This window comes from Pseudovibrio ascidiaceicola (assembly GCF_900114245.1).
Lineage (GTDB): Bacteria > Pseudomonadota > Alphaproteobacteria > Rhizobiales > Stappiaceae > Pseudovibrio > Pseudovibrio ascidiaceicola.
The window spans coordinates 165,701-189,511 of record NZ_FOSK01000005.1; the positions used below are offsets into that span (position 1 = coordinate 165,701).

Below are 23,811 nucleotides of genomic sequence, written 5' to 3' on the forward strand. Positions count from 1 at the left end.
TAATCCCCACCCCCTTGAAATATCCCCGTTAGGTCACCCACTCCTGCGCGGGATTACGATGAAACATTTCATTTCAAAACCTTTCATAACGGGAATAACTCTGCTGGGCCTCCTGCTTGTGTTAGCTGGATGCGGCCTGCAGACCTCCCCGGTTGCCGACCCCAAAGGCCCCATTGCCATACTCGAACGGGATCTGCTTTACACCGCCTTCTTCATTATGCTGATCGTGGTTATTCCCGTGTACTTTATGGTGTTCTGGTTTATTTGGCGCTACCGGGCCAAAGGCGGGACGGGTGAATACAAACCGGAATGGCACAAATCCAGCATTATCGAGGTGATTGTCTGGTCCATTCCCGCAGCCATTATCATCACGCTTGGCTATCTGGTCTGGACTTACTCCTACAAGCTGGATCCGTACAAAAAGATCGCCACACCGGAAAATACCATCAATGTGCAGGTGGTGGCGCAGGACTGGAAATGGCTCTTCATCTATCCGGACCTTGGCATTGCTTCGGTCAATGAACTTGCCTTCCCCGTTGATAAGGCCATCAGCCTGCAACTAACCTCCGACACCGTCATGAACTCCTTCCTCATCCCTGCATTAGGGGGACAAATCTATGCCATGGCGGGGATGACCAGTCAGCTGAACCTGCAGGCCAATGAGATTGGACGCTTCCGCGGTCGCAACACGCAGTATAGCGGTGACGGATTTTCCATGCAGTTTTTTGATGCGGTTGCCATGACGCCGGAAGAGTTTGATGAGTGGGTTGCCAACGCAAAATCTCAAGCCAAACCACTTTCCACGGTCACCTACGATCAATTGGCGCAGCCGACCATTGGGCACGATGTGGAGTACTTCTCATGGGTCAAACCCGGTCTTTATGAGGAGATTTTGAAGAAGTATGCCCGACGGCCAGAGACCACCTTGCGCAGACATCCGCCAGCGACAACCCAGCCAGCTTGTGAGGGGGATACGCCATGTTAGGAAGATTAGGATTTGATTCCCTCCCCTTTTACAGCGCCATCGCATTTGGTGGTGCATCCATAACCGTGTTGGGCGGACTGGCTGTCTTTCTGCTGGTCACTTATTTCGGTAAGTGGCGGTATTTCTGGGATGAATGGCTGACGAGCCTTGATCATAAACGCATCGGCATCATGTACATCGCCCTTGCCTTGGTGATGCTGGTGCGCGGCTTTGTGGACGCGCTGATGATGCGCTCACAGCAAGCCATTGCGTTGAATAACGATGGTTACCTTGCGCCCGAGCACTTCGACCAGGTGTTTAGTTCGCATGGCACAATCATGATCTTCTTCATGGCTATGCCGTTCCTGACCGGCCTGATCAACATCGTGGTGCCCCAGCAGCTTGGTGCCCGTGATGTGGCCTTCCCGTTTATGAACTCCATCAGTTTGTGGCTTACCGCAGCAGGTGCTGCACTGGTGATGGTGTCCCTCGTTATCGGCAAATTCTCAACGGCTGGGTGGACCGGCTATCCGCCGTATTCCGGTGCTGAGTACAGCCCGGGCGTGGGTGTCGATTACTGGATCTGGGCGCTGCTGGTCAGTGGCGTAGGCAGCACCATGACGGGGATTAATTTTGTCGTCACGATCATAAAGTGCCGCGCGCCCAAAATGCGCCTGATGCAGATGCCTTTGTTCACCTGGACCACTTTATGCACCAGTTTACTCATGGCTTTCGCTTTTCCGGCACTGACAGTTGTTGCGGCGATGCTCGGATTAGACCGAATTCTCGGGTTTCACTTCTTTACCAATGATGCTGGCGGCAACATGATGAATTACGCCAATCTGATTTGGATCTGGGGACACCCGGAAGTTTATATCCTCATACTACCCGCGTTCGGAGTTTTCTCCGAAGTGACTGCAACCTTCTCTCAAAAAAGGCTTTTTGGGTATCGGTCACTGGTTTATGCAACAGCGGTAATTACCATTCTATCCTTCACCGTTTGGCTGCATCACTTCTTCACCATGGGCTCCAGTCCCAATGTGAACGCTGTTTTTGGTATTGCGACCATGATTATCGCTGTGCCAACGGGTGTGAAGATTTTTGACTGGGTGTTCACTATGTACAAGGGCCGGATCATCTTCCATCCTGCCATGTTATTCACCATCGGTTTTCTGATTACCTTCGTTCTTGGCGGTGTTTCTGGCGTGTTGCTGGCAATCCCACCTGCAGACTTTTTGATGCATAACTCCACTTTCCTTGTGGCGCACTTCCACAACGTGCTGATCCCCGGCGCGGTCTTTGGGTACTTTGCTGGCTTCCAGTACTGGTTCCCCAAAGCAACGGGCTTCACGCTCGACAGAGCGTGGGGTGTTCGTTCTTTCTGGTTCTGGATTATCGGTTTCTATCTCGCCTTCATGCCGCTCTATGCCCTTGGTTTCATGGGGATGTCTCGCCGAATGGAACGCTACGAAATGGCTGAGTGGCAACCGTTCCTGATCCTCGCAGCGGTTGGCGCACTGAGTGTGTTGATTGGTATTTTCTGTCAGGGAATGCAGCTTTATGTGAGCATTCGCGACCGTGAGAAGAACAAGGACATCACGGGTGATCCATACAATGCCCGGACGTTGGAGTGGCAAACCTCTTCACCACCTGCCGAGTATAACTTTGCCAAGGTTCCGGATGTTCAGGACATTGACGCGTTCTGGGATATGAAACAACGCGGCGTGGCTTATGCCCCTGCCAGAGAATACGAGGACATCCACTTGCCGCGGAACACAGGCATCGGTGTCTTCCTCGGTGGTCTCGGGTTCCTCGTCGGCTTTGCAGTGACATGGTACATCTGGTGGTTGGTGGCACTTGGCTTCCTTGGTGTGCTCGCGTGTTTGATAACTCGAAGTTCGCAAGATCACACCTATGAAATTATCCCCGCTGCCGAGATTGAGGCCCATGAGAAGGCCCGCATCAAAGCTTTGGAAGCCCACAAACCAACACCGGGGGATTTCTGGTCATGAGCACATACAGCCCCAAAACCACCGGTTCTCCCGGACCGACAGAAGAGACGTTAGATATCAGGGACTTGGGTTTCTGGCTCTACCTGATGACAGACGCGATCATCTTCTCGCTTTTGTTTGCAACTTACGTGGTGATGTTCCAAAACACCGCCACCGGGCCTCTGCCGATTGACGTGTTCGATATCAAGCACGTCTTTGCCGAAACCATGTTCCTGTTGTTTTCAAGCGTAACGTTTGGCTTTGCCTCCCTCGCCTCCGTCAGAGAGCATAAAAGTCAGGCAGTGTTCTGGTTGATTGTCACCATCGTGCTTGGCTTAGGTTTTATATCGCTGGAAGTGATTGAATTTATTGGCATGATTGAATCCGGTGCTGGACCGCAAACCAGCGGGTTCCTCACTGCGTTCTTCACGCTGGTGGGAACTCATGGCGCCCATGTGAGCCTTGGGATGATCGGGATCATGGTGATGATCTTCCAGATTCTCATCAAAGGGCTGACCTCTCCTGTCAAATCCCGCCTCCACCGCCTCGGTATGTTCTGGCATTTCCTCGACATCGTCTGGATCGGCATTTTCTCAATCGTCTACATGCCCGGTTGGCTTATTTAGGAGAGTATGATGCACCCGCAATCTCACAGTGCAAAGAGGCTGATCACCGGGTTTATCCTCGCGTTGGCGCTCACACTCATTCCGTTTGCCATCGTCTGGACCATGGCGTTTCCGGTTGAACTAACCTTCGGCATCATCGCTTTATGCGCGCTTGTTCAGGTCGGTGTGCACCTGCACTACTTCCTCGGCATAGATAGCAGAACACCGATTGAAAACGTACTGGCCATATGTTTTGCAGGCGTTCTTATCTTCCTGATGGTCGGTGGCACGCTCTGGATCATGTTTGATCTGTATGAACGGATGATGTGAGGATATCCTTGGCTTTCTGAGGTTGTTTTGCGGAGAAACTGACGAGGTTATTCAAAAAGTCCTGCGTTGCCCGCTCCCAGGAAAAGGTCTTGGCATGGGCGATGCAATCCGCTGATTTCATTGAAAAAGCGTGTTTGATCGCCACAGCGAGGTCCTCATCCATGGCCCCAACGGGAGCCTCTCCGATGATGTCTTTTGGGCCAGTCACCGGATAGGCTGCAACGGGGATACCACAGGCCATCGCCTCCAGATTGACGAGGCCGAATGTATCGGTTTTAGATGGAAACACCATTACATCCGCCCCGCAATAAGCCTTGATCAGGTCATCTCCGGTTTTTGCCCCAGTGAAGACAGCATCTGGATAACGCTTTGTGAGGGATGCCAGATCCGGCCCATCCCCTACCAGAGCCTTTGTTCCCGGCACGTTTAGATCCAGAAATGCCTCCAGATTCTTCTCGGGCGCAATCCGTCCTACATAAAGCATTACTGGTTTGGGAAGGCTTTCAAACAGATCAGAAGGAACGGGCCGGAATTTCTTCAGCTCAACTCCCCGCCGCCAACGCACCGCCCGCTTAATTCCGATACGATTGGCCATTTCCAACATGGTTTGCGTTGTGACCATGGTGTGGGTGGCTTGATTGTGAAAGGTAATCAACCACTTGTAAAACCAAGCCTTAGGTAGTCCCGTGCGCATGGAGGCATACTCCGGAAACTTAGAGAGCCATGAGCTGGTGAAGTGATGCGCAGTACGGCGGCAGTATTTGCGAGCGGCCCAACCCAAAGGCCCTTCGGTCACCACATGCAGCGCATCTGGTTTAAGTTCGCGTAGCATTCTGGAGAGTTTGCGATATGGGAACAGGGCCAGTTTGATATCCGGATAAGTTGGCAGTGGCATTTGGTGAAACTGGTCTGGCGTGATGAGAATAACCTCATGCCCCAGCGCGGATAACTCGCGGCGTGTGATCTCTAAAACACGAACCACCCCGTTGATCTGCGGATGCCACGCATCAGAGACGATGACAATCTTCATTGGCCTATCCCCGCAAAGCTACCAGAGGGAAAGGCAAGGGATTTTGGTTGTGTCGCAGCGATCAGAATACTTCTTCGCAATATCGGTCACTTCCTCAAGCAACCGATCACTGAGTGTGATTGGCTCCAGCCCCATTTCCAGAAATTTATGATTGGCCACCATTAAGTCGTTTTCCGCAGCTTCCTTCCGCGGATTTTCCAGATAAGCAATTTCGACATTTGCCATCTTGGCGACCATTTCTGCCAGATCCCTAACCCTGTGGACCTCCGTCATCTGATTGAGGATTTTCACACGTTCCCCGCGTTCAGGTGGATTTTCAACGGCCAGCTGAACGCAGCGCACGGTATCCTGAATATGGATGAAGGCCCGTTTTTGGCCGCCTGTTCCATGCACGGTGAGCGGATAGCCAATCGCGCCTTGCATGAGGAAGCGGTTGAGTACGGTGCCGTAGTCCCCGTCGTAGTCAAAGCGGTTGATGAGCCGCTCATCCAGTGAAGTCTGTTCGGTCTGAGTACCCCAGACAATGCCCTGATGCAGGTCAGTTATCCGCAGTCCATAATTCTTGGCGTAGAACTGGAAAAACAACTGATCCTGCGATTTGGTCATGTGGTAGATGGAACCGGGGCTTGTGGGATAAAGGATTTCCTGCTCGCGCATATCTCCGTTCACATCCAAATGAACCCGCAAATAACCCTCTGGGATTTCACAGCCCACCGTGCTGTATCCATAAACTCCCATGGTACCAAGATGAACGAGATGAGTATCCAGCTCTGCCTCAACAATTGCAGAGAGCACATCATTGGTCGCGTTGAGATTGTTGGACACCGTATAGCGCCGGTGCCACGAAGACTTCATGGAATAAGGCGCTGCGCGCTGTTCTGCAAAGTGGATGATCGCATCCGGCTTCTCGTGTTTGAGCAGATGCAGGAGGCGGTCGTAGTCTGTGCCAAGCGTGATATTGGCGAAGCGGATGGTTTTGCCCGTCAGCTCTTGCCAGGTTGCCAGACGTTCGCTGATTGGCTCAATGGGAGTGAGCGAGGAAACCTCAAGCTCAACGTCGATCTTGCGGTGAGATAGATTATCGACAATGACAGTGTCATGACCAAGACTGGAGAACAACAGACTCGTAGGCCAGCCGCAAAAGCCGTCGCCGCCCAGTACCATAACTTTACCCACGAAATCGCCCTTCCCGCCGACTCACCCATGTTTGAATGAGGTAGCATCCGATTGGTACAGACTGATGACCTCGCCTTATGCCCATGACGAAAATCCTGCATGATTAGCCCACACTCTTTCAGGTGGTCACAATGCGCAGTCTAAACACACGCTAGATAAGCACGTGCGCAGGCTGGCTTCATCTCCATAAAATCAAGGGCAAAGACCGCTGAATATGCAGGGAGCAACGCTGTCGTGCGAGCTGTGCCGTGCACGTCATGTTTATAACTCGGGCTCCTTTCATTTGAATTTGTCGAAATGTTTTGCGGCAGTCGAAACGTGATTTTCAGAGGAATTGGTCAGATGTGATCCCTGTGAAAGGTCACAGGAACGTAACGGTCACTGGGAGTTCGCCGAGAGGTTTCGCAGACAAGAGACTTCTTTCTTGCCAGCAGGAATTGAGAGATCCAGACAATATAATTACATTTTCTCAGCAATAACGGCCTGTACTTCCTCAAAAAACACTCTCTAATATACCACATATTTCAAGAGATTTGTTTTGGGAGAGGGACACCAATGAGAGTAAAACTAATTTCAATGCTGGGTGCAGCTGCACTATCCTTGTCATGCGCCACCGCGATGGCTGCAGATACAATTCGCGTTACTTTACAGCTGCCTGAAAGCCATAGTCTTGGTCAGAACTGGAATGCCTTCAAGGAAATTATTGAAGAAAAATCGGGCGGTGAGCTGAGTCTTCAGCTGTTCCCGTCTGCGCAGCTGTTTAAGGACAAGGAAGTTCCGGAAGCGGTTGGTTCTGGCGCGATTGAAGCTGGCTCAGCGTTTCTTGGCCGTTTTGCTGGCTCCGTTCCTGCCGTTGAAATCGTCAACCTGCCGTTCTTCTTCCGTGATGAAGACCACCTGAGAGCAGCTGCTGCCAACGGTTCGCCAATGCGTGAGATTCTCGATAAAGCCGTACTGGAAGAAACCGGTGCCCGCGTTTTGTGGTGGCAGGCTTATGGCCGTAACATTTACCTCAACAACGGTGATCCGATCAGAACCCCTGAGGACATCAAAGGTGAGAAGGTTCGTACCTACGGTAAGGTTTTGGGCTGGACTGTCGAAGCTCTCGGCGGTGCACCAACTCTGATGTCCGGGTCGAAACAGTTCCTCGCTTATCAGCAAGGTGCTGTTGATGTGGGCATGACCGGCACCTCCGGCGTTACCAGCCGCAAGCTTTATGAAGTGATGGAGAACATGACACTCTCCTATGATTTCGCGATTGAGTTTGTTGCTGTGATCAACAACGAGTTCTTTGAGGGCCTTTCAGCTGAAAACCAGAAGATCATTCTGGATGCGGCAGCCACAGTTGAAAAACAACTGCGTGATCAGGTGTATTCCGGTGAGGACGCCTTGGTTGAAAGCGTCAAGGATAAGATCAACGTGATCCGTCTCAGCGATGAAGAGCGTGCGAAGTGGGTGAAAGCAACAGCTTCTGTTCAGGACCGTTTTGTTGAAGCTGCAGGCCCTGTTGGTCAACAAACCATTGATGCTGCAAAAGGCATGTAAGGTCTGCGGGCAGGTTCACCTGCTCAGATCTTCAACTTGATTTGGAAAGGGAGCCATTAGGCTCCTTTTCTGCCCATCCTGTTTTAGGATCCCCTTTATTTTGAGGGAGCCGACTGCACATAATGATCACTCAAAACAGTGCGTGTCTGCTCTCCGGCAAATCCATTTGGTGTTCAGCCGTGATTAAGCTCATAGATCATATTTCCGAATTCACCGGCAAGTTGGCTGCCTGGGTGTTTTTCGCAATTGGTTTCTTCATCTGTTACGAGGTCGTCTCCCGGTACGTCTTCAACAGCCCGACTGTGTGGGTGGATGAAGTCTCGCGTATCGGCCAGATCTGGGGGGCATATCTGGCAGGTGCTTTTGCGCTGAAGCATCGCGAGATGATCGTCATTGATGTTGCCTTCCGACGTCCTGATACGGTGCTGCGTAAGATGGTTGAGACCTTCTCTATTCTGGTGATCCTGCTCTTTTGCATCACTGCGGTTTGGTATGGTTACGGTCTCTGGCTCAAATCCACATTGCGTGGCCACACCACAGATACTTATCTGGCTTTGCCGAAGTGGTTCACCCATGCCTCCGTATGGGTTGGCTTTGCCTTGTTGGGTCTTCAATCCATTGCCGAGGCCGTGAAAATCTGGCGCGATGGCGTGCCAGCTGATGACACCTTGCAACATGAGATCTAAGGGCTAAACATGACTGCGTTTCTCATTCTCGCAGCCTTGCTGCTGCTTCTTATTCTCCGTGTGCCGGTTGCGTTTGCGCTAGGTTCGCTGGGTGTCTTCTTGCTCTGGTATTTCCCGCTACCACTGAATGCCGTCCCCCAGCGCCTTTATGGCTCAATGGACAGTTTTGAACTGCTGGCCGTGCCCATGTTTCTGCTCATGTCAAACGTGCTGCTGAAAGGTGGTGTGGGCAAGGATCTGTTTGCGGCTGTTCAAAGCTGGGTTGGCCATTGGCCGGGTGGACTTGGCGTGGCGACCATCCTGTCCTGCGGCTTGTTTTCTGCCGTTTCGGGCTCTTCTGTGGCGACCGCGGCCACCATTGCGACAGTTGCGATCCCTGAGATGACCTCTCGCGGTTACGAGCGCCCGTTTGTGCTGGGTATGTTGGCCGCTGGTGGCACATTGGGAATTCTCATTCCCCCTTCAATCCCATTGATCCTGTATGGCATCGTCACTGAGAGTTCGATCCCGAAACTGTTTCTGGCGGGCATTGGTCCTGGCTTGTTCCTCGCCAGCGTGTTCATCATCTACGGCATGCTCTATTCGCGCTTTAACAGCAAGTATGAGCGCATTGAGAAAGCGAGCTGGGCGGAACGCAGGCGCGCGACCTTCATGGCGCTGCCAACAATGCTATTGGCTGGATCAATCATCGGGTCCATCTACATGGGCATTGCCACGCCTTCTGAGAGTGCTGGCATTGGCTTTGTTATGGCGCTTCTCATCACATTTGCCATGGGGCGGATGAACTGGGAGAAGATGAAGGAAGCCACCTACAAGTCCATGAAGACCACCACAATGGTGTTCCTCATCATTGCAGGGGCAAAGGTCTTTTCTTACGCCATCACGCTTTATCGCTTGCCGCAGGATATTTCCACACTGCTCACCACTAACATCTCCGAGCCCGGCCTGTTTATTCTGGCCGTTGGTCTTGTGCTTCTGATCGTCGGTTTCTTTTTGGAATCCCTCAGCATGCTGCTGATTATGGTGCCAGTCCTGTTTCCTGCGCTGGCGGGTATGGCCATTGATCCGATCTGGTTTGGCATCTTTTTCGTGGTGCTCATTGAGACTGCGTTGATTACACCACCAGTGGGAATGAACCTGTTTATTATTCAGGCTGTTGGCAGAGCGAAACTTTCAGAGGTTGCCAAAGGGGCGTGGCCGTTTGCATTGATGATGCTGGCAACTGCTGCCCTGCTTTACTTTTGGCAAGGGCTTGCCCTGTATATCCCTTACAACACATAGAAGATGGGCGTATAAAAATGTCAAAAACTCAGGTGCTCAAAGCTCTTCTCGAGAGCGGCAAACTGAATGTCACGCCTTGTTGCTGGGATGCTCTCTCTGCACGCCTTATCGAGCAAGCTGGCTTCCCCCTCGCCTTTATGAGCGGGTTCGGGGTTTCTGCAGCTCGGCTCGGGCAACCAGATGCTGGCCTCATCTCCTATGCGGAAATGGTTGATCAGGCCCGTAACATTGCTTCGGCAACCAGCATGCCTGTGATTGGGGATGGTGATACGGGCTATGGCAACGCTCTCAACGTCAAGCGCACAGTCAAGGGCTATGCCAATGCAGGCATGGCTTGCGTGATGATTGAGGATCAGTTGGCGCCCAAACGCTGCGGTCACACAAAAGGCAAGCATGTGGTGGACCGGGACGAGGCCTTCATGCGCATTCGTGCTGCTGTCGATGCCAAGAACGAAGGCGCAGACATCCTGATCCTCGCCCGCACCGATGCTCGTGCCGAGCATGGTTTGGACGAAGCCATAGAGCGCGCCAGAACCTTCCGGGAAATTGGCGCTGATATGACCTTTGTGGAAGCTCCTCGGACCATTGACGAAATGAAACGCTATTGCGACGAAGTTGATGGACCGAAAATGGCAAACATGCTGGAAGGAGGATTAACGCCGTTCCTTCAACCAGCTGAGCTTCAGAAGCTTGGTTTCGCCATCTCAACCTACCCTTTCACCGGCCTGATGAGCATGATCAAAGCCCAGCAAGAGGCTCTTGCCCAGATGAAACAGGGGATCTTCCCTGACCCTGCCATGAGCTTTGAAGATTTGCAAAAGGCTGTAGGCTTCGATACGTACTATGAGGCTGAGGAGCGATATCGGCATTGATTTTTTAGTTAGAGGGGCTGCGTAAAAACATGCAACCTGACTTTTGCAATGCATTGCGAATAATTAACTAAGCTAAGGAATTTAACGAAGGCAGAATGAAAGGTGGTCGTTTTACAATTATCTGGCAGTTTAGAAATGTTACAATAAATCAATAACCTACGGAATGTGACAACGCATTAAAACACAGCAAGAACTTGCGGATTTATTAGTCTGACATTTTCCATTCAAATTGCACCATCAAGTTTGTGAAATTTATTTTCTCAGCAAAGTGGTGGTGCTTGAAATGCCAGAGAGTGTTCGAATATTCATTGGTTATGATTCCAATGAAACGATTGCCTATCATGTGCTTGTTCAAAGCATTATCGAGAACTCATCCCTTCCACTTTCCATTACGCCCATCGCTTTGAATAACGTGCGTAGTATCTTCAAACGCGACAAGCATCCGCTTCAGTCCACCGAGTTCTCATTTAGTCGCTTTCTGGCGCCGTATTTGTCCAATTATGAAGGCTGGTCGATCTTTATGGATTGCGACATGATCGTGCGAAAAGATATCGCAGAGCTTTGGAATATGCGCGATGACGACTATGCGGTGATGTGTTGCAAGCACGATTATACGCCAGTCAGTGACACGAAGTTCCTCAATAACGTCCAGTCCAAATATGAAAAGAAGAACTGGTCGAGTGTAATGATGTTCAATAATGCTAGGTGTAGAGCGCTGACCCCAGAGTATGTGAACACTCGGTCAGGCCTCGAGCTGCACCAATTTAAGTGGTTAGGAAATGACAACCTGATCGGCTCTTTGCCGCTTGTCTGGAACCATCTGGTTGAAGATTACCCTTACAATCCAGAGGCCGCCCTCGTTCACTACACCTATGGTGGGCCTTATTTTGAAGAGTATCTGGATTGTGATTATGCGGAAGATTGGCAGCAATACAAACGCAGCACATTGCATGTCACTCAACGTGCCAAAGCGGAACCAGAACCGGCATAAGCTGGTAACTCACTGACACATTTACACACCCCCGCATACGTGCAACGCTTGCGGGGGTGTGTTGAATCTAACTTGAAAATTACCCAGAAGGGAGAAGATAAAGCCCCATTCTCCTACCCCGGTACCCTTTCCCCTTCCCGCAGTGTCAGCACTTCAAAGCCGGTGCTTGTCACCAGTACGGTGTGTTCCCATTGGGCGGAGGGTTTGCGGTCGAGGGTTTCGACGGTCCAGCCATCTTCTTTGGTGACGGTGAGCTCTGTGCCTGCGTTGACCATAGGCTCGATGGTAAAGGTCATGCCTTCTTTTAGCAGAACGCCAGTGCCCCGTTTACCGAAGTGCATCACGGAAGGGCCTTCGTGCATGTCCCGCCCAATGCCGTGACCGCAATAGTCACGCACAATGGAATAACCTGCGCTTTCGGCAATCTGCTGGATAGCAGCACCTACATCACCCAGTCTTGCACCGGGGCGCACTTCTTTGATGCCGGCCCACATGGCTTTGTAAGTGGTCTTGACCAATTTCTGTGTTTTGCGAGAGGCACCCGGCATCACAAAGGTGGTACTGGAATCCGCGATGAAGCCATCCTTCTCCAATGTAATGTCTACATTGATGATATCCGAGGCTGTCAGCTTGCGTGCCTTGTCGGGGATGCCGTGGCAAACGACTTCGTTGATAGAGGAGTTGAGCGCAAACTTATAGCCGTACTGGCCTTTGCTGGCTGGGCGGGCCTGTAGTTCGTTGACGATATAATCTTCTACCCGATCATTGATCTCAAGCGTCGAAACACCGGGCTTCACAACGTCTTCCAGCATTTTGAACACTTGTGCGAGAAGTTTGCCGGACTGGCGCATCAGTGCGACTTCATCGGCGTTCTTGATGATGATGGCACTCATGTCTCGATCACCTCTGGGGGAGTGACCTTACAAGCTTTGAGCTGTTGTTGAACCAGTTCTGTGTAACTCAGCGTTGGGTTCAACTCTGCAAGCATGCCCATTTTGATCCAGAACTCTGCTTGCGCGTTGATGGAGCGAGACATAACGGTGCTCGCTTTTCTGATTTCCTCATGCAGGTCATCAGAGATTTTTACAATGCCCATGGAAATGGTCCTTTATATGATTGATATACATATCGTATACGAATCGCATAAAGGCAAGAGGTGAATGGCGATGATCGTAGTAAGTCAGAGCAATCTCATCTTCTCTATTCCTTCAGATCGTAGGTGAAGGGATGAAGACGGTAGTATTGTTGGTACTGGCGTTTATGATCGTTGAGCGTATTTAAAAACGTCCTCCAGTCCAGGTCAGGCTCTCCGGTCATATCGCTCAGTCTGGTGAAGCTCTCGAACACGCTGTTGTGGTATTCTTCCAAATTGGCAGGGTTCTTTTGCAGGACACAACCACCATTGGCGACTTCCTGTTTGATCTCATCGGAAGATGGTAGATCCAACTCACCATTTAAGATCTTGGCGCAGTAAATGCTTTGCAGATGAATGTTGGCGAAATGGACTGTAAACCGCGGCAGGCCGAGGAAGATAAGGGTGGGGTCTGCTGGGTAGAAGATGTTCAGGTACAGCGGACCCATGGAACAACCGCTCAGTTCAATGTCATCCAACGAACCTTTCAAGAAGGGGAAGTTATAAATGTATCCTGTACATAGGATGATATCATCCACGTCGTGCAGGACTTCCCCGTTTTGCAGGTAGACCTTACGACCTTCAATACGCTCTGGACGTGCATGCTGGCTGATATTGAGCCCCTGCCCGTAAAGTCCGTCGCGGACATAGCATTTGTGTCCATTTGGGGGGAACGTACCGCAGATATACACCTGCTCAGCATGCGGACTCAGATCCAGCGATATATCCTCTGAAGAGACACAGGCTCCAATCAAGACAACACGTTTGCCGTCATAAAGATTAGGCAGGCGGTACGACTGGGAATGGGTGACAGGCCCTTCAAAACGATCCAATCCATCGATCTCCGGAATGTTGGGGTAACTGTCCTTACCGGTTGCAACAATCACGTGGGTGAAAATCTTTTCCGTACCTTCAGTGCTCACGCGCCAGCCATCGCCTGCTTTGGCAATGTGCTTGACCGGCGTGTTGAACTCGATGAGCGGTTGGATCCCTGCTTCTCTGGCGGTGGCGTCGATGTAGTCCAAAACATCAACACGGCCCGGGAACAACTGCAGATCCTCTGGCAGTTTGTAGTCGCTGATTTGCATGGCGCGTTTGGGCAGGTTGGCCCAAAGCTTGGGGTACATAGCTGAATAGACGCTCTGGCTTTGCGGGTCGCGCACATCAACCGGCTCGTCGGTAAGTACCTCATAAGCCCACTGTCCACCCAGACAGTTGCGTGCTTCAAATATAGTTGGAATGATGCCGCGACGCTTGAGCTCAATCGCAGCAGTGAGCCCGGTTGGGCCAGCCCCGATAATGGCGATGTTAGGAGCCATGAAACCCTCAGCCTTATTTTTGTTGCGGCTACTATGGGCCTTGCGGGTTAATTGCCGGTTCGTGCGTTTGTTAGGATGTGAGAGGAGTAAGTGGCCTCAATGCAAAAAAAGGGAGAGCTGATGCCCTCCCCTTTTTCGTTGATCTGAGATCCGTTGTCGCTACATGGCTCCAACAAGCCACAAAGAGAACCAGGGGAACGCAATTAGCAGCGCCAGGCGTACAAGGTCAGACACCCAGAACGGGAACACGCCCTTGAAGATCGTAGAGAGTTTCACATCCTGCAGCACGTTACGCAGTACGAAAACATTGAGCCCGACAGGTGGCGAGATCAGACTTATCTCCGTGACAACCACCACAATGACTGCAAACCAGATAAGCACGGCTTCCGGATCGTTCAGTACTTCTGTGCCAAAGTCCAACTCCAGAATGAGCGGATAGAACACCGGTACGGTCAGCAGGATCATGGAGAGGCTCTCCAGCACACAGCCAAGTACGATGTAGATGAGCACAATGCCGAGGATTACCATGTAGGCGTTGACTTCAAGGTCCAGCACCCATTCCGCCAGTGTGTCTGGTAAACCTGCAAAGTTCACGAAGTTGGAGAACACTTCTGCGCCAATGATGATCATGAAGATCATAGCTGTGGTACGGGCGCTCTCCAGCATGGCGTGGTAGAGGTTTTTAATGGTCATACCGCCCATGAGCAGTGCGATCAGAAAGGACGTGCCTGCGCCGATACCAGCAGCTTCAGTCGGCGTGAAGAACCCGCCATAGATACCAACCATGATCACAGCGAATAGGCCAAGCACAGCAAATACGCCGAGTTTTTCCTTGCGAGTGAATGGTTCAACACCTTCTGCCTTGGGAGCGAGAGAGGGGGTGATTAACGTGGCGACGTAGATGGCACCGATGTAAAGCAGGAGCCCCAGAATGCCTGGAATAACGCCAGCAACAAACAGTTTACCGATGTCGGATTCTGTCAACAGGCCGTAGATGATCATTACCACGGATGGCGGAATGAGGATGCCAAGCGTGCCGCCAGCGGCAATTGAACCAGAGGCCAGACTGTCTGCATAACCGTACTTGCGCATGGACGGCATTGCCACTTTGGACATGGTTGCCGCAGTCGCCAGAGATGATCCGCAAACAGCCGAGAAACCACCACACGCCACAACTGATGCCATGGCAAGGCCTCCGCGCGCGCCGCCGAGCAGGCGGTTTGCAGCAGCATAAAGGCCGTGGCTTACACCCGAGATGGTGAGCAGGTTGCCCATGAGGATGAACAGAGGCACTACGGAGAGTGAGTAAGAAAGGCTGGTTTCAAACCCAACGGAGCTGACAACAGACCATGTGGCAGACCAACCGCGCAACCACGCAAAACCAGCCGCACCAACAAAGATCATAGCAAACGCGATTGGCACGCGCAGGAAAATGAGGACGAGCAGAGCTGCAAAGCCGACAAGGGACTCAAACATGACTTTAAAAACCTCTGCGGAATGCTTTTTTGAAGAATACGAAGGTGTAACCGGCGCTCAGCAGCGCAGAGACAGCAGCGATCCAGGCAAGGGGTGCCAATGGTATGTCCAGAGCATTGGTGACGGCTCCATCTTCCATGAGGCGTTCTGCGTGTGCAGCCAGTCGCCAGGAGAGGATCAGGAGCGTGACAGTGGAGACAGACCAGGCAACGCCCTTCATCAGAGACTGCATGACCGGTGGAACCATGCCGTAGATCATGTCTACTTCAACATGTTCTTTCCGAGAGGTTGTTAGCGGCAGAGCTGTGAAAACCAAAGCGCCAAGCATCAGCTGGGTGATTTCGAAAGCGCCGCGAACAGGGGCGTTGAACCAATAACGGCCAACCACATCAACGACTGTAAGGCCAGTCAGACCCGCGAGGAGTAACGCGCAACATATTCCAAGGCCAAGCTCTATGAGGTTGGTGAGAGAGCGCACCCGCGATGCGCCCCCTGAAGAGTTGTTAGACCCGATCACTTTTCTACGCCTGTAGATTTACGGAACTTTGTCAGAGCAGCAGTGCCGTCAAAGCCATCTTCTGCAACAGCCTTTGCCCATTCGGTCTCGTAGCCAGCAGCTTTTTCCTTGATGGCCGCAACCATTTCAGGAGATGCATCATAAATTTCGATGCCAGCTTTGTTGATGCGCTCGATTGCCTTCTCGTCAGCACCGTTCCAGGCTTTACCAACACGCTCAGCAAAAGCATCACCGGAAATTGCCATGATAGCGGCCTGATCTTCAGCAGAGATGCCCTTCCACTTGTCTTCGTTCATCACGAGGAACCATGTGGTGTTGTAAATGCCGCCAGGAACGCGCATGGAGTATTTGACGTGGTCCAGCAGTTTGAATGCGGTCAGAGCTTCATAGGTGAAGGTAACACCGTCAATGATGCCGCGAGACAGAGTCTCGTACACTTCGCCGGATGGCATGAACAGCGGAGACGCGCCAAGGTCACTTGCCAGATCAGCGATGTAGCCGCCCGGCACGCGGATCTTAAGGCCTTCGATGTCCGCTGGTGTGTTCAGCTTGCGCACGTTGTTATGGAACACGCCTGGGCCATGAACGAAGAGACCAAGAACCTTGGTGCCTTTGTGCTCGGCCTGCGCATCCAGATCGTTTGCGTAAACATCCCAAAATGCTTTGGAACCGGAAACAGCGTCATCTCCAAGGAAGGAGAACTGCCCGATACGGGAGCGCTGGAAGCGGTTGTCTTTGGTAAAGGAATGCAGACCGTACGTGATGTCGACAACGCCGTCAGCAGCCATGTCAAAGTGTGCAGGTGGAGCGCCAGCAGGTTTTGCCAGAACGCGCACAGAAACGCGGCCATCAGTAACCTTCTTAACTTCCTTTGCCCACGGCTTGATTGCGTTGACCACAATCGGGTGGCGTGGTGGCAGCCAGCTGGAAAGAACCAGCTTGGTTTCTGCGTAAGCAGCGGTTGCAAATGCAGTTGGCGCCAACATGGCAGCTGTTGCCATGCCAAGCAGCGTGCGGCGGGCAACTTTCGTCTTCAAGAATTCCATGGCTCCCTCCCTAAAGATACCAATAAAATCATTTTGTTGGGTGAAGAACGGGAACCTCCCAGTCCCCATTCTTCAGGCAGTCCTAATCTTAGGCTTTGCCGAGTTCTTTTGCGTGCAGCCAGTCAGCGTGTTTTGGCGCCTTCTTGGTGCGGCTCCACTCTTCCAGCATGTCCCACTTCACAGCATCGAGACGCTTGAGCTTCTCTTCTTCTGCCGGATCCGGACATGCCAGCTCGACGCGGTGTCCGTTTGGATCGAAGAAGTAGATGGAATGGAAGATGGAGTGATCTGTCACGCCCAGCACATCAATGCCGTTGCCTTCAAGGTGCTCTTTAAACTCGATCAGAGTTTCACGGTCCTTCACTTTGAAGGCAATGTGCTGCACCCAGATTGGCGTGTTCTCGTCGCGACCCATTTCCGGCTTGGTTGGCAGTTCAAAAAACGCCAGCACGTTGCCGTTGCCTGCATCAAGGAACAGGTGCATGTACGGATCAGGCTCGTGTGTAGAAGGAACTTTGTCCTCTGCAATGGCCAATACGAAGTCCATGTTGAGGTTTTTGGTGTACCACTCAACGGTCTCTTTTGCGTCTTTACAACGGTAGGCAACGTGGTGAATTTGCTCAATTTTCATAAGACTCTAAGCGAGGCGACTAAGCCTCGCCTCCTCCCTGTGTTTTGGCAGCCAGGTCCATTGCTTCACGAAGAACACTTGCATCCCCAATGTGGTTGGCAAGAATGAGAACCAGTTTGGCGTTGAGCGCCTCGCTTTCCTCTTCAGAACGTCCTTCATGCAGAACCAGAAGATCGTGATAAAACTCGTCCGGTTTGGCGATGTTTGCTTTTGTATTCAGATGGCTCATTGTGCGGCCTCCTGCTCAAAAATGCCGATAGCGCGGTTCAGAGCCTGCGCAACGTTCGCGCCGTCATAGGTCTCCCAACGGGCAGCCACGTGCTGGTCCGGGCGCATCAGATAAACAGCGGAAGACTTATCTCCCAGATAACGATCCCTGACCTCATCTGTTGCGTTCACACGCAGCGCTGAGATGGTGATGCCGCCAACGTCTACAGTGTCCGGCACATCCGCGTTGATTGCCAGCAACTGGAATTTGTTGCCCAGCTGATCCAGCAACCAGCCATTTGCGGTTGGCGCATCCGCTGCCGGAGAACCCGGACGGGAGCGCACTGGCATGCCAGCACAATCATCACTGTTCAATGAAGATCCGTCATAGGTGGCCGGAACGGACAGACGACCGGAGTTCACCAGTGGACGCGCAAATTCAGCAGCCTCGGAAAGGTCCAGAACAGCATCGCGGAACACGCGGCTGATGGCGGATTTCGGTGTGATGAAGTCGGTAGAGCGGGATGAGTTTAAAATGTTCTCATCCGCTGCGTAGATGCGTTCTTCATCATAAGTGTCCAGCAGGCTCATTGGGGCCGCGCCGTCCATTACCAGTTTCAGCTTCCAGATCAGGTTGTCAGTGTCCTGCAGACCGGAGTTTGCACCACGGGCACCGAACGGAGACACCTGGTGGGCACTGTCGCCAGCAAAGATCACACGGCCTTTGCGGAACTGCTCCATACGGCGGCACTGGAAGGTGTAGATGGAAACCCACTCAAGCTCGAAGTTTACATCCTCGCCCAACATGGCTTTCAGGCGTGGAATGACATTTTCGGGTTTCTTCTCTTCTTCCTTGTCGACATCCCAGCCAAGCTGCAGGTCGATGCGCCACACATTGTCTGGCTGCTTATGAAGAAGAGCGGATTGACCACGGTTGAAAGGCGGATCGAACCAGAACCAGCGCTCTGTCGGGAAATTCGCTTCCATAACCACGTCAGCAATCAGGAAGTTGTCTTCAAAGATGCGGCCTACAAAATCCATACCCATCATGGCACGGATTGGAGAGGCTGCGCCATCACACGCGATCACCCAGTCGGCTTCAACGGAGTAGTTGCCTTCTGGTGTTTCCAGCTCAACAGTTGCAAAGTCACTGCCCTGATCTACGGAGACAACCTTGTTGTTGCCCCGGATCTCGATAGGCTTGCCCTGTGCTTGCAGCTCTTTGACCCGGTCAACCAGATACTCTTCAAAGTAATACTGTTGCAGGTTGATGAAAGCCGGACGCTTGTGGCCGTCTTCTGGCAACAGGTCAAACTGATAAACCTGACGCTCATCAAAGAAGACCTTGCCCACGTTCCACTGAACGCCTTTGTCGACAAACTGATCACCACAGGCAATGCGGTCGAGGATTTCCAGCGGGCGCTTTGCATAACAAACCGCACGGGAACCCCAGCTCACCTTATCGTTGTCGTCGACAACAACAACTTCAACATCCTGCATGGCCAGTTCAATTGCTGCAGCCAGACCAATCGGGCCCGCTCCCACCACAACAACCTTATGGCGCACTGCCTTTTCCGCATCCTGATCCGGCGATCGGACATACGGATAAAGCGGAACTTCGAAAATCTTTTTTTTCGTCATACGCTGCCTCCCAGCAAGTGTGATGCCTCAGCCAGCATCCGGCAAAACATCAATCAACTTTGGAGAGCCGGTTGGAACTTGGGGTCCATCCGGCGCCCTGACGCATATGGGGTGGCTTTCGCCTGCGGTATTGAAGGTGGAAGGGACCAGCAAAATTGGTGTTCAGGATAAACACTGCCAAAATGCTGAGAGAGACAAGAACTCAAGCTGTTGCCGCGAGCCAGTATTTTCTATTTCTTGGATGCATTCGCTCTGATGCGAGTGACCCAAATTCTGTAGTTTCCTGTCATCTCTCTTTAGGTCTTCCACCTCGATTTGGTTTGAGCGTTGCGACCTTTATCTCTTCAATGGAGAAAGGTGGTGATGAGGATTTTGTGCAGCTTGCAAGCCGCCAACAAAGGACACCCTCACCTCAGCTCATTCATATTAGCCCTGCAATGCTGCCCACATTTCCTGATCGCGTTCAGCGGTCCAGATACGTGGTGTTTCGATGCCGCGCGCTTCGTCAAAAGCGCGTGCGACGTTGAACGGCAGACAATGCTCGTAGATTGCGTAGTCAGCGAATTTTGGATCGCATTCTGCGCGCACAGCATCCCATGCTTCTTTCAAAGAGCCACCACGAACGGCAACGCGGGCTGCTGGCTTGTAGGTGCTTTCAACAAAGTCGCGGGTGTTCTCAATCGCTTTATTGACCATTTCCTTGCCTACAAGCGCATCACCGCGACCCGGTGCAATTGCGTCTGGATTGTAGGCTTTGATTGCGTCGAGCGTGTTGCCCCAGTCTTTGAAGTGACCGTCGCCGCAGTAACAGGCGGAGTGGTACTCAACGATATCACCGGTGAACATCACGCCTTCATCCGGAACCCATGCAACAATGTCACCAGCGGTGTGGGCACGGCCCAGATGCATCAGCTCAACCTTGCGGCTGCCCATGTTGATGGTCATCCGGTCTTTGAAGGTCATAGTTGGCCATGTGAGACCGGGAATGGAGTCCGCTGCATCAAACAGGCGTGGGAAGCGACCAAACTCAGAATCCCAGTCTTCCTGACCGCGCTCATAGATCATGCCCTCACACTTTTCAGAGGCAATGATTTCTGAAGCGCCGTAGCCTGAAGCACCCAGCACGCGCACTGCGTGGTAGTGAGACAGAGTTACGTATTTGATCGGTTTGTCAGTGACTTCGCGGATTTTATCTACCACGAGCTGAGCCATGACAGGGGTTGCCTGCGCATCAACCACCATGACGCTGTCATCACCAATGATAACGCCGGTGTTTGGATCACCTTCAGCGGTGAACGCATACAGATCGCGTCCAACTTCGGTGAAGGAGATCTTTTTGGCTTCCATGTCGCCACTGGATGCAAATGCTTTAGCCATCGTCACTATCCTAAATTATGCTTTGAAATCTGGAGCTGGCAGAATTTTGCCGGTACATTCGCCGAAGCCGATGCGGAAGCCATCGCCCTGTGCCCAGCCTGTCAGCGTCAGGGTGTCACCATCCTCGATGAACGTGCGGCTTTCACCGCTGTCCAGAGTGATCGGCTCTTTGCCACCCCATGTGAGTTCCATCAGGGAACCAAACTCAGCCTTGTCCGCACCGGAAATGGTGCCGGAGCCGAGCAGATCGCCCGTGTTCATTTTACAGCCGCCAATGGCGTGGTGTGTCAGCTGCTGTGCCGCAGAGTAGTACATGCGGTTGTAATTGGTGTGGCAGAGCAAAGTCGCTTTGTCAGCGCCTTCTGGCTGCATGTAGGCCTGCAGCTCAATGTCGTAGATCATCGGACCCGGCTCATTGAGATAAGGCAGAAGCTCTTTTTCACGCTCTGGTGTGCTGGTGCGGAAGGATTCCAGTGCTGCCTTCGTCACAACCCACGGGCTGATGGAGGTTGCAAATGCTTTCGCCTGAAACGGACCAAGCGGCTGATATTCCCAGCCTTGAATGTCGCGTGCGGACCAGTCGTTGAGCAGCACATAACCGAAGATCATATCATCGGCTTCCTGCACGGTGATCGGCTGACCCATAGTGCTTGGCGTACCAACAACCGCGCCCATTTCCAGCTCGATGTCGAGGCGTGCACAGGCTTTGAAAGAAGGCACCTGAGCCGTTGGCGCTTTGGTTTGACCTAGAGGGCGCTTGATATCTGTACCGGATACAATGACCGTTGAGGCGCGGCCATTGTATCCGATTGGGATATGCAACCAGTTTGGTGGTAGTGCATTCTCAGCGCCGCGAAGAATAGTGCCAATGTTCATGGCATGCTGCTTGCCGGCGTAAAAGTCGGTGTATTCAGAAACTGCAAAAGGCAGGTACATCTGCGCAGCGCTCATTGGCACCAGCGCTTTTGCTTTCAACGTATCATTGCCAGAAAGCGCGTCATTGCCGCCTTTCGCAAACAGCGATGTGAGCTGCTCGCGAACGCTGTCCCAGGATGTTTTGCCAAGGCCCATGAAGGCATTCAGAGTTGGCTTATCGAAAACTGTAGTGGCGGCGCCCGCTTTGAGAAGGCCGGCAGATTCCAGCACAGCCATGTCAACAACCATGTCACCGATCGCAACACCACAACGTGGCTCTTCACCGTTTTTGGCAAACACGCCGTAGGGAAGATTTTGGATTGGGAAATGGCAGTGCGCTGCATTCGCACTCTCGATCCAACTCGTCATAACACATCCTTGGCAATTGAAGATCGCAGCAAAGTCCTCCCAGACTCAGGCAATCTGTAATTTATCTAATCTCAGAATAGTTTCACTTGTAACTTTGTCAATAACATTTTCCGCTAAAACAAATTCCCTAAGCGTAAGAAAGCGGGCTAAAATGCTGCAAAATGGCTAAAAATAGCTGATTATTCTACTTTGGGATATATATCAGTGAGCTGTTTGATGGTCTTGACATATAGTTGCAATTGATACTATCAGGATAATTGTGCAAGTATCTATGTGCAATAGTTTCATTTTAAACCAACGAGACGTGATGATGGTGACTGCGAATAACACGATGGATAAGGAAGACTTCCAGCTTGGGTCGTTCTTTCCCTACAAGGTTCGTGTTTTTGGCACAGCCGTTAGTACTGCTGTCTCAAGTGTTTATCGGGAACGGTATGGCCTCAGCGTATCTGAGTGGCGCACCATGGCGATCCTGGGTCGCAATCAGGCGCTGTCTGCTTCAGAGATTGTTGAGCGCTCCAGTATGGACAAGGTGAATGTCAGCCGCGCCGTTCAGGCCCTTCGCAAGAAGGAGTTTCTGCGCCGCGATATTGACGGAGAGGATCGCCGCAAGTCCGTGCTGCGTCTGACCGAAAAAGGTCTTGCCGTGTTCAACGATGTCATTCCGCTGGTGCGGGATGTGGAAGCGGCACTGACTGAGAACCTTTCCGCAGAAGAACAGGCGGTTCTTCTGAAATTGATGGAAAAGGTTCAAAAAAACGCAGAGGGACTTATTGGGGAAATGAGTGCCGAGGCTGCCAACGGGGCCTGAAGCGTATCTCCGAAGATCAGAACCGATTTTCGGACAAGGATACGCGTAAGATCATGAATTGAGCTCTGGGAGGGGGCGCCAATACGATGAGCAACATTAGATTATATGATTACTGGCGTTCTTCCGCGAGCTACCGGGTCCGCATCGCATTGAACCTGAAAGGGCTCTCCTACGATATGGTCACGGTCAATCTGCTTAAAGGCGAGCAGAAGGCTGATGAAAACCTCAGCCGCAACCCGCAGGGCTTTGTGCCGTCGCTGGACTTGGACGGCGATATGCTGACCCAGTCTCTCGCCATCATCGAATATCTGGATGAGTTGCACCCAGCCCCTGCCCTGATGCCAACCTCAGCCCGTGAGCGTGCCCGTGTGCGAGCACTGTCTCATGCCATCGCTATGGATATTCACCCGGTTTGTAATCTGGGTGTGGTTCAGCGCATTGTAGAGCTGGCTGGCGGAGATGATCAGGTCAAAGTTGACTGGATGCGCGAGTTCATCGCCAAGGGCCTTGATGCTTTTGAGCAGATGCTGGCAGATGGGCAGAGCGACACATTCTGTCATGGGGATCAGGTGACACTGGCCGATATCTGCCTTGTACCGCAAGTTTACAATGCGGATCGCTGGGGTGTGGACCGATCTCACCTCTCCCGCATCAATGCCATTATCAAGCAAACTGAGCAGATTGAAGCCTTTCAGAAGGCAGCACCTAAACAGGATGCGTGAGGGAAAATATCCCTCAGTTCAATGAATGGTGTTCATTTTTAACGCGGTGTTGGAAAAATATTCCTGCGCCGCGTTTCTTTGTCTGGAAAGCCGTATTCCAGAATAAATCAATTGTTTGGCTCCGAGATTGTTAGAAACATACCAAGTTTCCTAGGAATAATGTGCGCAAGTTTCTCT

The 23,811-nt window shown here is 52.0% G+C and carries 24 protein-coding genes; 11 read left to right on the top strand and 13 right to left on the bottom strand.

Annotated elements, in window-relative coordinates; genetic code table 11:
• The first annotated feature begins 58 nt into the window (after positions 1-58).
• From cyoA to cyoD, 4 genes are read left to right on the top strand one after another with little or no spacing between them, the layout of a single operon-like run.
• On the top strand, positions 59-985 hold the full coding sequence (gene cyoA / locus BM231_RS11215) for a ubiquinol oxidase subunit II (RefSeq protein WP_208860283.1): 927 nt from the start codon (positions 59-61) through the stop codon (positions 983-985).
• The gene (cyoB, locus tag BM231_RS11220; protein ID WP_093519391.1) at positions 979-2,976 is read left to right on the top strand and encodes a cytochrome o ubiquinol oxidase subunit I; all 1,998 of its coding nucleotides are present in this window, start codon (positions 979-981) and stop codon (positions 2,974-2,976) included. The genes cyoA and cyoB overlap by 7 nt, the downstream gene beginning before the upstream one ends.
• Complete coding sequence (cyoC, locus tag BM231_RS11225; protein WP_063310626.1) at positions 2,973-3,581, top strand: cytochrome o ubiquinol oxidase subunit III; 609 nt, start codon at positions 2,973-2,975, stop codon at positions 3,579-3,581. Before cyoB ends, cyoC begins: the two co-directional genes overlap by 4 nt.
• Before the next feature lie 9 nt (positions 3,582-3,590).
• Positions 3,591-3,890, top strand: coding sequence for a cytochrome o ubiquinol oxidase subunit IV (cyoD, locus tag BM231_RS11230; RefSeq protein WP_063297122.1), 300 nt, complete (start codon positions 3,591-3,593; stop codon positions 3,888-3,890).
• On the opposite strand, the gene BM231_RS11235 is transcribed toward cyoD, so the two are convergent.
• Together BM231_RS11235 and BM231_RS11240 are read right to left on the bottom strand one after the other, a co-directional pair.
• Positions 3,859-4,920, bottom strand: a complete 1,062-nt coding sequence (locus tag BM231_RS11235) for a glycosyltransferase family 4 protein (RefSeq protein WP_093519393.1) — start codon at positions 4,918-4,920, stop codon at positions 3,859-3,861. The genes cyoD and BM231_RS11235 overlap by 32 nt on opposite strands.
• Positions 4,921-4,938: 18 nt before the next feature.
• Positions 4,939-6,084, bottom strand: coding sequence for an NAD-dependent epimerase/dehydratase family protein (locus tag BM231_RS11240; RefSeq protein WP_093519395.1), 1,146 nt, complete (start codon positions 6,082-6,084; stop codon positions 4,939-4,941).
• A 567-nt stretch (positions 6,085-6,651) separates the two neighbouring features.
• Between BM231_RS11240 and BM231_RS11245 the strand changes: the two genes are divergently transcribed.
• The 5 genes from BM231_RS11245 to BM231_RS11265 all read left to right on the top strand — a co-directional run bounded on the left by BM231_RS11245 (position 6,652) and on the right by BM231_RS11265 (position 11,471).
• A complete protein-coding gene (locus BM231_RS11245; protein WP_093519397.1) occupies positions 6,652-7,641 on the top strand; it encodes a TRAP transporter substrate-binding protein in 990 nt (329 codons plus the stop codon).
• A gap of 179 nt (positions 7,642-7,820) precedes the next feature.
• Positions 7,821-8,327 (top strand): TRAP transporter small permease, encoded by a 507-nt coding sequence (locus BM231_RS11250; protein ID WP_093519721.1) that lies wholly within the window; start codon positions 7,821-7,823, stop codon positions 8,325-8,327.
• 9 nt (positions 8,328-8,336) lie between these two features.
• On the top strand, positions 8,337-9,608 hold the full coding sequence (locus tag BM231_RS11255; protein ID WP_093519399.1) for a TRAP transporter large permease: 1,272 nt from the start codon (positions 8,337-8,339) through the stop codon (positions 9,606-9,608).
• Positions 9,609-9,625: 17 nt separating this feature from the next.
• A complete protein-coding gene (locus BM231_RS11260) occupies positions 9,626-10,480 on the top strand; it encodes an isocitrate lyase/PEP mutase family protein (RefSeq protein WP_093519402.1) in 855 nt (284 codons plus the stop codon).
• 283 nt (positions 10,481-10,763) lie between these two features.
• Positions 10,764-11,471: a glycosyltransferase gene (locus BM231_RS11265; protein ID WP_093519722.1), complete on the top strand. Its 708-nt coding sequence runs from the start codon at positions 10,764-10,766 to the stop codon at positions 11,469-11,471.
• A gap of 113 nt (positions 11,472-11,584) precedes the next feature.
• Here BM231_RS11265 and map read toward each other — a convergent pair whose 3' ends face one another.
• The 11 genes from map to fahA all read right to left on the bottom strand — a co-directional run bounded on the left by map (position 11,585) and on the right by fahA (position 22,101).
• On the bottom strand, positions 11,585-12,364 hold the full coding sequence (map, locus tag BM231_RS11270; protein WP_093519404.1) for a type I methionyl aminopeptidase: 780 nt from the start codon (positions 12,362-12,364) through the stop codon (positions 11,585-11,587).
• Positions 12,361-12,567 (bottom strand): ParD-like family protein, encoded by a 207-nt coding sequence (locus BM231_RS11275; protein ID WP_063310621.1) that lies wholly within the window; start codon positions 12,565-12,567, stop codon positions 12,361-12,363. Before BM231_RS11275 ends, map begins: the two co-directional genes overlap by 4 nt.
• A 104-nt stretch (positions 12,568-12,671) precedes the next feature.
• Entirely contained in the window at positions 12,672-13,922 is a 1,251-nt protein-coding gene (locus tag BM231_RS11280) for an NAD(P)-binding domain-containing protein (RefSeq protein WP_093519406.1), read from the bottom strand.
• Positions 13,923-14,081: 159 nt separating this feature from the next.
• Positions 14,082-15,398: a TRAP transporter large permease gene (locus BM231_RS11285; RefSeq protein ID WP_093519408.1), complete on the bottom strand. Its 1,317-nt coding sequence runs from the start codon at positions 15,396-15,398 to the stop codon at positions 14,082-14,084.
• Positions 15,399-15,402: 4 nt separating this feature from the next.
• Positions 15,403-15,876 (bottom strand): TRAP transporter small permease, encoded by a 474-nt coding sequence (locus BM231_RS11290; RefSeq protein ID WP_093519410.1) that lies wholly within the window; start codon positions 15,874-15,876, stop codon positions 15,403-15,405.
• Positions 15,877-15,911: 35 nt separating this feature from the next.
• On the bottom strand, positions 15,912-16,961 hold the full coding sequence (locus tag BM231_RS11295) for a TRAP transporter substrate-binding protein (RefSeq protein ID WP_063310617.1): 1,050 nt from the start codon (positions 16,959-16,961) through the stop codon (positions 15,912-15,914).
• An 88-nt stretch (positions 16,962-17,049) separates the two neighbouring features.
• Positions 17,050-17,592 carry a VOC family protein gene (locus BM231_RS11300; protein WP_057461348.1) on the bottom strand — a complete coding sequence of 181 codons (543 nt, stop codon included), beginning with the start codon at positions 17,590-17,592 and terminating at the stop codon, positions 17,050-17,052.
• 19 nt (positions 17,593-17,611) lie between these two features.
• Entirely contained in the window at positions 17,612-17,821 is a 210-nt protein-coding gene (locus tag BM231_RS11305; RefSeq protein WP_063319972.1) for a DUF2783 domain-containing protein, read from the bottom strand.
• On the bottom strand, positions 17,818-19,440 hold the full coding sequence (locus BM231_RS11310; RefSeq protein WP_093519412.1) for an FAD-dependent oxidoreductase: 1,623 nt from the start codon (positions 19,438-19,440) through the stop codon (positions 17,818-17,820). The genes BM231_RS11305 and BM231_RS11310 overlap by 4 nt, the downstream gene beginning before the upstream one ends.
• Positions 19,441-19,866: 426 nt before the next feature.
• Positions 19,867-20,817, bottom strand: a complete 951-nt coding sequence (locus BM231_RS11315) for an MBL fold metallo-hydrolase (RefSeq protein ID WP_063297136.1) — start codon at positions 20,815-20,817, stop codon at positions 19,867-19,869.
• 15 nt (positions 20,818-20,832) lie between these two features.
• Positions 20,833-22,101, bottom strand: coding sequence for a fumarylacetoacetase (gene fahA / locus BM231_RS11320; protein WP_093519414.1), 1,269 nt, complete (start codon positions 22,099-22,101; stop codon positions 20,833-20,835).
• Between the two features lie 310 nt (positions 22,102-22,411).
• On the opposite strand from fahA, the gene BM231_RS11325 reads away from it, so the two are divergent.
• Positions 22,412-22,912 carry a MarR family winged helix-turn-helix transcriptional regulator gene (locus BM231_RS11325; protein WP_208860284.1) on the top strand — a complete coding sequence of 167 codons (501 nt, stop codon included), beginning with the start codon at positions 22,412-22,414 and terminating at the stop codon, positions 22,910-22,912.
• A gap of 86 nt (positions 22,913-22,998) precedes the next feature.
• Positions 22,999-23,634 carry a maleylacetoacetate isomerase gene (maiA, locus tag BM231_RS11330; RefSeq protein WP_093519418.1) on the top strand — a complete coding sequence of 212 codons (636 nt, stop codon included), beginning with the start codon at positions 22,999-23,001 and terminating at the stop codon, positions 23,632-23,634.
• Positions 23,635-23,811 lie beyond the last annotated feature (177 nt).

Coding starts and splice junctions, on each gene's coding strand:
- map (WP_093519404.1), bottom strand. CDS start 12,364: ATGAGTGCCATCATCATCAAGAACGCCGATGAAGTCGCACTGATGCGC.
- BM231_RS11245 (WP_093519397.1), top strand. CDS start 6,652: ATGAGAGTAAAACTAATTTCAATGCTGGGTGCAGCTGCACTATCCTTG.
- maiA (WP_093519418.1), top strand. CDS start 22,999: ATGAGCAACATTAGATTATATGATTACTGGCGTTCTTCCGCGAGCTAC.
- BM231_RS11295 (WP_063310617.1), bottom strand. CDS start 16,961: ATGGAATTCTTGAAGACGAAAGTTGCCCGCCGCACGCTGCTTGGCATG.
- BM231_RS11275 (WP_063310621.1), bottom strand. CDS start 12,567: ATGGGCATTGTAAAAATCTCTGATGACCTGCATGAGGAAATCAGAAAA.
- BM231_RS11235 (WP_093519393.1), bottom strand. CDS start 4,920: ATGAAGATTGTCATCGTCTCTGATGCGTGGCATCCGCAGATCAACGGG.
- cyoB (WP_093519391.1), top strand. CDS start 979: ATGTTAGGAAGATTAGGATTTGATTCCCTCCCCTTTTACAGCGCCATC.
- cyoC (WP_063310626.1), top strand. CDS start 2,973: ATGAGCACATACAGCCCCAAAACCACCGGTTCTCCCGGACCGACAGAA.
- BM231_RS11305 (WP_063319972.1), bottom strand. CDS start 17,821: ATGAGCCATCTGAATACAAAAGCAAACATCGCCAAACCGGACGAGTTT.
- BM231_RS11285 (WP_093519408.1), bottom strand. CDS start 15,398: ATGTTTGAGTCCCTTGTCGGCTTTGCAGCTCTGCTCGTCCTCATTTTC.
- BM231_RS11325 (WP_208860284.1), top strand. CDS start 22,412: ATGGTGACTGCGAATAACACGATGGATAAGGAAGACTTCCAGCTTGGG.
- BM231_RS11240 (WP_093519395.1), bottom strand. CDS start 6,084: ATGGTACTGGGCGGCGACGGCTTTTGCGGCTGGCCTACGAGTCTGTTG.
- BM231_RS11280 (WP_093519406.1), bottom strand. CDS start 13,922: ATGGCTCCTAACATCGCCATTATCGGGGCTGGCCCAACCGGGCTCACT.
- BM231_RS11260 (WP_093519402.1), top strand. CDS start 9,626: ATGTCAAAAACTCAGGTGCTCAAAGCTCTTCTCGAGAGCGGCAAACTG.
- BM231_RS11310 (WP_093519412.1), bottom strand. CDS start 19,440: ATGACGAAAAAAAAGATTTTCGAAGTTCCGCTTTATCCGTATGTCCGA.
- cyoD (WP_063297122.1), top strand. CDS start 3,591: ATGCACCCGCAATCTCACAGTGCAAAGAGGCTGATCACCGGGTTTATC.
- BM231_RS11315 (WP_063297136.1), bottom strand. CDS start 20,817: ATGGCTAAAGCATTTGCATCCAGTGGCGACATGGAAGCCAAAAAGATC.
- BM231_RS11300 (WP_057461348.1), bottom strand. CDS start 17,592: ATGAAAATTGAGCAAATTCACCACGTTGCCTACCGTTGTAAAGACGCA.
- BM231_RS11265 (WP_093519722.1), top strand. CDS start 10,764: ATGCCAGAGAGTGTTCGAATATTCATTGGTTATGATTCCAATGAAACG.
- cyoA (WP_208860283.1), top strand. CDS start 59: ATGAAACATTTCATTTCAAAACCTTTCATAACGGGAATAACTCTGCTG.
- BM231_RS11255 (WP_093519399.1), top strand. CDS start 8,337: ATGACTGCGTTTCTCATTCTCGCAGCCTTGCTGCTGCTTCTTATTCTC.
- fahA (WP_093519414.1), bottom strand. CDS start 22,101: ATGACGAGTTGGATCGAGAGTGCGAATGCAGCGCACTGCCATTTCCCA.